This window comes from Streptococcus porcinus, assembly GCF_901542335.1.
GTDB classification, from domain to species: domain Bacteria; phylum Bacillota; class Bacilli; order Lactobacillales; family Streptococcaceae; genus Streptococcus; species Streptococcus porcinus_A.
This window is the reverse complement of the sequence record NZ_LR594036.1, coordinates 1,290,771-1,299,878: the sequence shown is the minus strand read 5'-3', so window position 1 is coordinate 1,299,878 and position 9,108 is coordinate 1,290,771. Positions and strand designations below refer to the sequence as shown.

Annotated in this window: 12 protein-coding genes; 8 read left to right on the top strand and 4 right to left on the bottom strand. The window is 36.2% G+C overall.

Annotation, left to right across the window (positions count from 1 at the left end; all coding sequences use genetic code 11):
- Positions 1-12 precede the first annotated feature (12 nt).
- Genes FGK96_RS06235 through FGK96_RS06225 form a run of 3 tightly spaced genes read left to right on the top strand, consistent with a single transcriptional unit; the run spans position 13 to position 2,111 of the window.
- A complete protein-coding gene (locus tag FGK96_RS06235; RefSeq protein ID WP_138082331.1) occupies positions 13-894 on the top strand; it encodes a PTS mannose/fructose/sorbose/N-acetylgalactosamine transporter subunit IIC in 882 nt (293 codons plus the stop codon).
- A complete protein-coding gene (locus tag FGK96_RS06230) occupies positions 881-1,699 on the top strand; it encodes a PTS system mannose/fructose/sorbose family transporter subunit IID (RefSeq protein ID WP_138082329.1) in 819 nt (272 codons plus the stop codon). The genes FGK96_RS06235 and FGK96_RS06230 overlap by 14 nt, the downstream gene beginning before the upstream one ends.
- 4 nt (positions 1,700-1,703) lie before the next feature.
- Positions 1,704-2,111 carry a PTS sugar transporter subunit IIA gene (locus FGK96_RS06225; RefSeq protein WP_138082327.1) on the top strand — a complete coding sequence of 136 codons (408 nt, stop codon included), beginning with the start codon at positions 1,704-1,706 and terminating at the stop codon, positions 2,109-2,111.
- A 227-nt stretch (positions 2,112-2,338) separates the two neighbouring features.
- On the opposite strand, the gene FGK96_RS06220 is transcribed toward FGK96_RS06225, so the two are convergent.
- The 4 genes from FGK96_RS06220 to yghU form a co-directional block, all read right to left on the bottom strand.
- Complete coding sequence (locus FGK96_RS06220) at positions 2,339-2,599, bottom strand: type B 50S ribosomal protein L31 (protein ID WP_138082325.1); 261 nt, start codon at positions 2,597-2,599, stop codon at positions 2,339-2,341.
- Between the two features lie 113 nt (positions 2,600-2,712).
- On the bottom strand, positions 2,713-3,645 hold the full coding sequence (locus FGK96_RS06215; protein ID WP_138082323.1) for a DHH family phosphoesterase: 933 nt from the start codon (positions 3,643-3,645) through the stop codon (positions 2,713-2,715).
- An 8-nt stretch (positions 3,646-3,653) separates the two neighbouring features.
- Complete coding sequence (locus FGK96_RS06210; protein WP_138082321.1) at positions 3,654-4,088, bottom strand: GNAT family N-acetyltransferase; 435 nt, start codon at positions 4,086-4,088, stop codon at positions 3,654-3,656.
- Between the two features lie 241 nt (positions 4,089-4,329).
- Positions 4,330-5,109, bottom strand: a complete 780-nt coding sequence (gene yghU / locus FGK96_RS06205) for a glutathione-dependent disulfide-bond oxidoreductase (RefSeq protein ID WP_138082319.1) — start codon at positions 5,107-5,109, stop codon at positions 4,330-4,332.
- 308 nt (positions 5,110-5,417) lie between these two features.
- Here yghU and FGK96_RS06200 point away from each other — a divergent pair, with 308 nt between their 5' ends.
- The 5 genes from FGK96_RS06200 (at position 5,418) to FGK96_RS06180 (ending at position 9,075) form a co-directional block, all read left to right on the top strand.
- Positions 5,418-5,867, top strand: a complete 450-nt coding sequence (locus FGK96_RS06200; RefSeq protein ID WP_138082317.1) for a flavodoxin — start codon at positions 5,418-5,420, stop codon at positions 5,865-5,867.
- 308 nt (positions 5,868-6,175) lie between these two features.
- Positions 6,176-6,454, top strand: a complete 279-nt coding sequence (locus FGK96_RS06195; protein ID WP_138082315.1) for a chorismate mutase — start codon at positions 6,176-6,178, stop codon at positions 6,452-6,454.
- Positions 6,441-7,658 carry a chloride channel protein gene (locus FGK96_RS06190; protein ID WP_138082313.1) on the top strand — a complete coding sequence of 406 codons (1,218 nt, stop codon included), beginning with the start codon at positions 6,441-6,443 and terminating at the stop codon, positions 7,656-7,658. The genes FGK96_RS06195 and FGK96_RS06190 overlap by 14 nt, the downstream gene beginning before the upstream one ends.
- A 134-nt stretch (positions 7,659-7,792) precedes the next feature.
- Complete coding sequence (rplS, locus tag FGK96_RS06185) at positions 7,793-8,140, top strand: 50S ribosomal protein L19 (RefSeq protein ID WP_003084324.1); 348 nt, start codon at positions 7,793-7,795, stop codon at positions 8,138-8,140.
- 254 nt (positions 8,141-8,394) lie between these two features.
- Positions 8,395-9,075 (top strand): hydrolase, encoded by a 681-nt coding sequence (locus tag FGK96_RS06180; RefSeq protein ID WP_138082311.1) that lies wholly within the window; start codon positions 8,395-8,397, stop codon positions 9,073-9,075.
- The last annotated feature ends 33 nt before the right edge of the window (positions 9,076-9,108 follow it).

Sequence of the window (9,108 nt, the reverse complement as noted above, 5' to 3'; positions counted from 1 at the left end):
GAGGATTTTCAAATGATTCAAGGGTGGCAAATATTTTTATTAACTTTATATTCAGCGTATCAAATTCTTGACGAATTAACGATTGTTTCTTCAGCTGGCTCACCAGTATTTGCTGGTCTTATAGCTGGTTTAATAATGGGCGACTTAAAAACAGGACTTTGGATCGGTGGTAGTCTGCAACTGATGGTTTTAGGTGTCGGAACCTTTGGTGGCGCTTCACGGATTGATGCAACTTCGGGTGCGGTTATTGCGACAGCTTTCTCAGTTTCACAGGGAATTAAACCAGAAATTGCAATTTCAACCATTGCAGTTCCAGTAGCAGCTTTAATGGTATATACTGATATTTTAGGTCGCTTCTCAACAACTTATTTTGCACACAGAATAGATGCTCATGTGGAGAATCATAACTACAAAGGGATTGAAAGAAACTATTTAATGGGAGCTCTCCCGTGGGCCTTGTCTAGGGCTTTGCCAGTCTTTTTAGCAATTACGCTTGGTGGGCATTTTGTCCAATCTTTGGTTAACGGTATCCAACAGTATCAATGGTTAGCTAACGGTTTAACTTTGGCTGGTAAAATGCTACCTGGTTTAGGTTTTGCCATTCTTTTACACTATCTTCCAGTAAAACGGAATATTCATTATTTAGCTTTAGGTTTTGTCTTAACAGCAATGTTAACAACGGTTTATGCTAACTTACAAACTGTCAGTACTGCCTTAACGACCGTATCTAAAGATTTTGATGCCTCTCCGTATAAAAGTTTACCAATGATTGGAATTGCTATCATTGGAGCCTGCTTAGCAACCTTGCATTATAAAAATAATCAAAAAACACCAATAATTGAAGAAAGAGTTCAAGTCTCTGAAAGTGGGGAAATCGAAGATGATGAAATCTGATTATAAATTAAGTAAGCAAGATTTTAAACAAATTAATAAAAGAAGTTTATTTACTTTCCAATGGGGTTGGAATTATGAACGCATGCAAGGGTCAGGTTATCTCTATATGATTTTGCCACAATTGCGCAAGTTATATGGTGATAATAGTCCAGAATTAAAAGAAATGATGACTGTTCATACACAATTTTTCAATACTTCAAATTTTTTTCATACCATTATTACGGGTATTGATTTGGCACTGGAAGAAAGTGAAGGTATTCAAGCTAGAGATGCTGTAAATGGAATCAAAACGGGCTTAATGGGCCCCTTTGCACCAATTGGCGATTCTGTCTTTGTCTCTTTAATCCCAGCAATTATGGGTTCAATTGCGGCTGGTTTAGCAAAAGACGGTATATGGTCAGGGATTATTGGTATTTTGATGTGGGTTAGTGTTCAAATGTTGATTAATGTTTTCCGATGGAAACAGCTGGAAATTGCTTATAAGGAGGGAATAAAGCTGGTTACAACCATGCGTGACAAATTATCTTCCTTGGTTGATGCTGCCTCTGTTATGGGAGTCTTTATGGTGGGCGCTTTGATTGCTACAATGATTAATTTTAAATTTACAGCAGCTCCTAAAATCGGTTCAAAAGTGATTGATATTCAAGATTTACTAAATACTATTTTCCCTCGATTACTTCCAGCTATTTTTACCGGGGCTGTTTTTTGGCTCCTTGGTAGAAAAGGGGTAACACCAACAAAAGCCATATTTACGATCATCATTTTTGCCATTATTATGGCTTATTTCAAAGTATTAGGAGTTTAGAAGGGTGAAAAGTCTTATATTAATTGGTCACGGTCAATTTTGCCACGAGCTTAAAAAGTCAACAGAAATGATAATGGGGCCACAAAATATTATTTTTTCAGTTGGCTTGGAAACTATTGAAGGAGCAGAAGATTTTAGGCAAAAATTGTTAACAATCATTAATAATATTGAAGGAGATTTCCTCATTTTTGCTGATTTATTGGGAGGAACTCCTTGTAATGTTGCGACGCAGTTATTGATGGCGGGTTACCACTTTGAACTCTATGCGGGAGTGAACATGCCTATGATAATTGCATTTCTAAATAGTCAAATGTTAAATCAAGAGATTGATTTAAAGAGATTTGCTCGAGAAAATATTCATTTTGTAAATCCCTTACTAGAGCAAAAAAATGATGAGGAAGATGAACTGTAAGTATTTATTTCATTTTAATTAATGCCATTTAATGACGCTTTAGGCTAAACTACATGAGGTATCGATTAAACCGTCAAGTGATTTGGTAACATTGTTGTAAAACATTACTTGATGAAGAAGTTGTTATTATGTCAAGTTTAGTTATTATATGCATCTAACGCTTCAAACTAAGGTATTTTTCATATTAAAAAACCACTTCTGAGAAGAAGTGGTTATATATTTTTGACTTATTTTGATGCGTTTGCGTCTTTGAGACCGTATTTTTTGTTGAAACGATCGACACGTCCGTCTGCTTGTGTAAATTTTTGACGTCCTGTATAGAATGGGTGAGAATCTGATGAAATTTCTACACGAATAAGTGGATAAGTTTCACCTTCAAACTCAACAGTTTCGTTGCTTGATTTAGTAGATCCACTAAGGAACTGGTAACCTGTAGTTGTATCTAAAAATACAACTGGACGATAATCTGGATGGATATCTTTTCTCATCTTTAAAATAATTTCCTTTCTGCCATGGTGCTTTTGCCCATAGTTATTAACTAGTCTAGTTTATCAAACTTATCTTGTTTTGACAAGTCTTTTACTTAAAATTAAAAAATTGTCTAATCAAAGAGTGCTTGCATTTCTCGATAAATCTGCTCATTTTCTGCTAGGCTATAGGAATTAGCACCACTAGCTAAAGGATGTCCGCCTCCTTCATGGGCTTTAGCAATTTGATTAATTGTTTTTTCTTTACTACGCATCCGTACTCTGAAGCTGCCATCTTCATGTTGAACAAAGATAGCCCAAACGCTAACCATATCAATTTTTCCTGGTGCAGATACGATAGCGGAGCTTTCAGCTTCTGAAATATCAAAGGCTTTTAAAGTTTCTTGTGTCAGAACTACCCGCGCGACACCATTTTTATCAACTTCTAAGTGATCAAAGACATAGCCTTGTAATTTCGCAATTTTAAAGGGAAAAGAATCGATTTGGCGTGAAATCGTTGCAAAATCAAACTGGTATTCTCTAAGTTTAGAAGCAATGTGAAAAGTTTTAGCAGTAGTTGCTGGATAGAGAAAACGTCCTGTATCGCCGACAATTCCTGTATAAAGTAAGCCTGCAGCCTTGGCAGATAATGTTAAATTGAGACTAAAAGCAAGATCAGCAATGATTTCACTGGCGCTTGAGGCATTGGTATCAACTAGGGAAATATCGCCATAGACATCATCATTTGGATGGTGATCAATTTTGATTAATTTTTTTCCCTTGCAATATTTAGGGTTATCAATTCTAGGGCGATTTGCCGTATCAGTCACAATCACAAGTGCATCGTGATAATCGTCATCAGTGACATGGTCCATTTGGGCAATCCAAACGAGACTTGGTTCATCAAAACCCGTAGCTAAAACTCTCTTGTCAGGGAAATTAGCTAAAATCAGTTCTTTCAAGCCGACTTGGCTGCCGATAGCATCTGGATCGGGATTTTGGTGGCGGTGGATAATAATTGTCTCACTTTTTATAATTTCATCCAAAATTTGTTGGTAAATGGTCATGATATCCTCTAATCTATTTTAATCATATCAATATGGGGAATATTATCTTCTAGGTAAACCTCTGATGTACTGAAAAATCCAAAAGAACTATAGAAGTTTTCTAGATAAGCTTGCGCTTGTGCATAGACTGGTTTTCCTGGATATTTCTTGGTGCAATAGTCTAAAGCGTGGTTAATCAAATCACGCCCGAGACCTAACTGACGGTAATTCTTTCCTACTAAAACACGTCCTAACTTGATTTCACTGGTAGTAGGAATTAAGCGACAGTAGGCCATTACTTGTCCAAGCTCATCTATTTTAAAAAGATGTATAGCAGTTTTATCCAGCTCATCAATCTCTGGATAAGCACAGTCTTGCTCAACAACAAATACCTCCACCCGTGCTTTTAGTATTGCAAAGAGTTGCTCCTTACTAAGCTCTTCAAAACTTTTAATCATCCACATAGGCTTTTATCTCCCCACCCTACTTAATGGACATATTATAACATATTTGCCACAAGTCATTCGTTTAGAAAAGCTTTTGCATAAATGTTATTAATTATCAAGTAGTGTTACAGATTAAAGGAGTCGGTCTCAGAAAGGAGACCTTTTCTAGTATTTATTGACTTATTAATTTTTCAGATTTGGTGCGCGAGTTTTATTATAAATTTATCCAAGAAAAGGTGATGGAATTTTCCATCACCTTTTAGTTAACAGCAGTTAGTTGACGAGCAAAGGCTCGTTTAACAGCAGGTCTTTTTGCTATCCGTTTTGCCCACGCTTGAAGGTTTTGATATTCTGTTACATTGAGAAACGTACCCGCGTTCTTATAGAGGTCATCAAGGGCGAGTTGTCCATACCAAGACCAAATAGCAATATCGGCAATGCTATACTCATTACCTATAATATAAGATTTGCTAGCTAGTTCTCTATCCAAAAGATTTAACTGACGCTTTGTCTCCATAGTATAACGGTTAATAGGATATTGCAGTTTCTCGGGAGCATAATGGAAGAAGTGCCCAAAACCACCGCCAACGAAAGGGGCAGCTCCGGCCTGCCAAAAGAGCCAATTGAGCGTCTCGGTTCGTGTACTCCAGTCGGAGCTGATTAAAGACTGAAACTTGTCAGCTAGGTAAAGTAAGATATTAGCTGATTCAAAAATACGAATTGATTTCTCTGTACTCTGATCAACTAAAGCAGGAATTTTTGAGTTAGGATTGATAGCAACAAAATCACTGCCAAATTGTTGTCCTTGATCAATCTTAATTTTGAAAGCGTCGTATTGACTTTCTTCAATACCTAATTCCTTTAGTTCTTCGAGCATGATTAATGGCTTAATGCCATTTGGAGTTCCTAGGGTATATAATTGAAAAGGTGCATCGCCCTTTGGTAGAACTTGCTTAAAACGGCTTCCGGCTGTCGGCTGATTGTTATCAGTTTCTTTAGCAGTGTTTTCCCAAATGGTGGGTAGTTGATATTCAGACATAGCAATATCCTCCTAATTTTTCTTAAAATCATCATATCAAAAAGAAGTAGCTAAAACAAAAGATAAAATTACAAAAGCAAGATGAAGGTTATACTTAATATAAGAAGTGTTCTTTTTCTGAAAATATCATAGGTAGATTCTATCGGTAGTTGTAAGGTGTAAGAAAGAGCATATTATTAAGGCTAGGCCTGAGACTTTTTGCCTAATCATTAGTCAAGGTCTTAGGAAATAGGAGCTATCTAAAAATGCAGATGCTTTTCTCAAAAAAGTGTGGTAAAATAAGAGCAGTTTAGTTTTTGGAGGAAATTATGGCATTAGCAAAGATCGTTTATGCCAGCATGACAGGAAATACTGAAGAAATTGCTGATATCGTTGCAAGTAAATTGCAAGAACTTGGACATGACGTAGAGATTGACGAATGTACCTCAGTAGATGCTTCAGATTTTGAAGATGCTGATATGGCAATTGTTGCAACTTATACTTATGGCGATGGTGACTTACCTGATGAGATTGTAGACTTCTATGAAGATTTACAAGATTTAGACTTGTCTGGGAAAATCTATGGTGTTGTTGGTTCTGGTGATACCTTCTATGATTATTTCTGTAAATCAGTAGATGAATTTGAAGAACAATTTGCTCTAACCGGTGCAAGAAAAGGAGCTGATTCTGTTAAAGTTGATTTAGCAGCTGAAGAAGAAGATATTGAGAAGCTGGAATTTTTTGCTGAAAAAATGTCAGAAGCCGTAGAAGCTATCTAGTAACAGATAAGGTTTGTAAAGCAAAATACTAGGAATTCCTAGTATTTCAGATTGAAGAAAAAGTCTATTTTGGACAATTTTCTTCAATCTTTTTTTCTTTATCACGAAAAACAAAAACTCTCATAAACATTGGAATGCCAACATTTCTAAGAGTTTAATATTTTGTCATTTTACGCAAGTCTATTCAAACTTTTTATTTTTAGGAGTTTGTCTACGTTCTCAAATACTAGGAATTCCTAGTATTTTTATTGTTTTGTTAGCTAATTTTTCTTATAATTTAGAAAAGTAAAAAAGAAAGTAGGAGATCTATGGATCTAGAGCAACTTCGTCGAGAGATTGATTATATTGATGCTCAGCTAGTTATTTTATTAGAAAAACGAATGGACTTGATTAATCAGGTTGCGGCATATAAAAAACGTGAACAGATTGAAGTTTTAAACCAGAAACGTGAGACAACTATTTTAGAAACGGTTTCTAAAAGTATCCAAAATGCTGATTATGAGAAAACGATTTTAGCTACCTTTGAGTCCATTATGGCCTACTCTCGTCTTTATCAATGCCAGAGGTTAACTCATGACAAAGACTAACATAGACATAAAAGTAAAAAAACAAGAACTCATATTTTTAAGTCTATTTGCCATTTTTATTGGCTTTCTTGTGGGTTTTTTAGATTTTGTTTTTGGAAAAGGACTGCTTATATTATCAGCTTTTAGGAATACCCATTTTTTATACGTAATCCCTTTTTTAGCAATCAGTGGTTTACTTATCATTTTTCTTTATGACCGTTTTGGAGGAAAAGCTAAAGCTGGTATGTCTTTGCTTTTTGAGGTTGGGCAGGAGAAAGAAGAGGCGATTCCTCTCGTATTAATCCCTCTAATTATTTTGTCAACTTGGATGACACATCTATTTGGAGGAAGTGCAGGGAGAGAAGGTGTAGCTGTTCAAATAGGTGCCAGCTTAGCACACTATTTCTCAAAATTTAGTCAGTTTGAAAATGCTTCTCGTTTGTATTTGGTGATTGGTATGTCAGCTGGTTTTGCTGGCTTATTTCAAACTCCTATTGCAGCAGTTTTGTTTTCGTTAGAGTTGTTGTTATTAGATCATGTTTTCTTTAGAGCTCTTATCCCAACAACGATTGCAGCATTTACAGCTTCTATGACAACTCACTTCTTAGGTTTAGAGAAATTTTCAGTAAGTTTACAGCACCCCCTAGAGCTAAACCTAGACCTCTTTCTTAAGATATTAATATTGGGTTTATTATTTGGAATTGTGGGAAATGCTTTTGCTATCAGTTTATCACGTTTGAAAAGCTATTTCTCAAACATTTTAGAGAACCCCTATCAGCGAATTATGATTATTGGATTCCTTTTATCCATGCTTTTAATCCTTTTACATCTAGGACGCTATAGTGGTTTAGGAACAAATTTAATAGCTGCTGCTTTTAATGAAAAGCAAGTTTTGCCTTATGATTGGTTTTTTAAATTTGTACTTACAGTAATAACGATTGCAGCTGGTTTTCAAGGAGGAGAGGTTACTCCCTTATTTGCTATCGGAGCCTCCCTTGGCGCAGTTTTAGCACCGCTTTTTGGCTTACCGATTGGATTAGTTGCTGCCCTTGGTTATATTTGTGTTTTTTCAAGTGCGACAAATACTTTTTTTGCGCCGCTTTTTATCGGCTTTGAAGTTTTTGGCTCAAATAATTTTGTTTTTTTCTTTCTAGCGCTTGTTTTTGCCTATAGTCTCAATCGTAAATATAGCATTTATAGTAAGCAGGAAAGACTAATTTTGTAAAGGAAATATCTTTACAAGTCTAGTGAAATGTGTTAGAATACACTTTGTGTGTGATGGACACATAGAAATTACGGCTAATCCGCTTAGACTGTCATCAAATTGCTCTAAAGATTAGTAAGATAGGAGAATAGAAAATGAATCCATTAATCCAAAGTTTGACTGAAGGTCAACTTCGTACTGATATCCCTGAGTTCCGCGCTGGTGACACCGTACGTGTTCACGCAAAAGTTGTTGAAGGTACTCGCGAACGTATCCAGATCTTTGAAGGTGTTGTTATTTCACGTAAAGGACAAGGCATTTCTGAGATGTACACTGTTCGTAAAATTTCAAGTGGTATCGGTGTTGAGCGTACTTTCCCAATCCACACTCCACGTGTAGATAAAATTGAAGTTATCCGTTACGGTAAAGTTCGTCGCGCTAAACTTTACTACTTACGTGCATTACAAGGTAAAGCAGCACGTATTAAAGAAATCCGTCGTTAATTTAGCTACCGAAGGTATCTATAAGTCGACAGAAATTGAAAAACCAGCTTGTGACAAAACACAGGCTGGTTTTTAGTGTTAAAAAATGTAAATACCTAGATGCTCACTAATATTATTAAGGACAGCCAGTTATAGGTAACGGTGAAAGCTATTTGCTAAGTTTAAGAATTATGAATAATGTTGAGTCTTTGACAGTCGAAAACGTTCAGTCTGTGATAAAATATTAGAGAAAAACGAAATGTAGAAGGAGAAAGATGTCAGCTAAAAAACTTGAAGCACCAATTGTTATGTCGGATTTACGGAAAGAGATGATAAAAATGCCAGAGATTATTCAGGAATGTTCTGGAATTTTTATTTATGGTCGTCGGATACGTTCAGTCTTATTTAGTACAGATGTTTCTATTATTGCTAATAGCGATGCCGATGCAGTCTTAGCGGTCTACCCTTTTACTCCGCACCCAGCTATTTTAAAAAGTATTATGATAGCTTCATCAGTACCAGTTCTAGCTGGCGTTGGTGGTGGTTTAACCACAGGGTTTCGTTCAGCAAATATGAGTCTCTTTTCAGAGTCAGAAGGGGCTTATGCTGTAGTTGTTAACGGGCCTACAAAGGTTGAAACCATTCGTGACATTGAAGACTTTATTGACATTCCCATTATTTATACAGTGGTTTCAGAACATTCTGATATTAGGGGACGGATTGCAGCAGGGGTGGATATTTTAAATATTTCTTGCGGACCAGATACTCCTCAGGTTGTTCGTAAAATCAGACAATCATTTCCTGATATACCGATTATGGCCACTGGTGGTCCTACAGAGGAGACTGTTAAAGCTGTTATTGATGCTGGAGCGAATGCGGTTACCATCACCCCACCAACCAATGGTGACCTTTTTAAAAAGAAAATGATGAAATATCGAGAAAGTCATCAGGACTAAAGATTTAATCTTGCAATTCCTGATTTTCTAGGC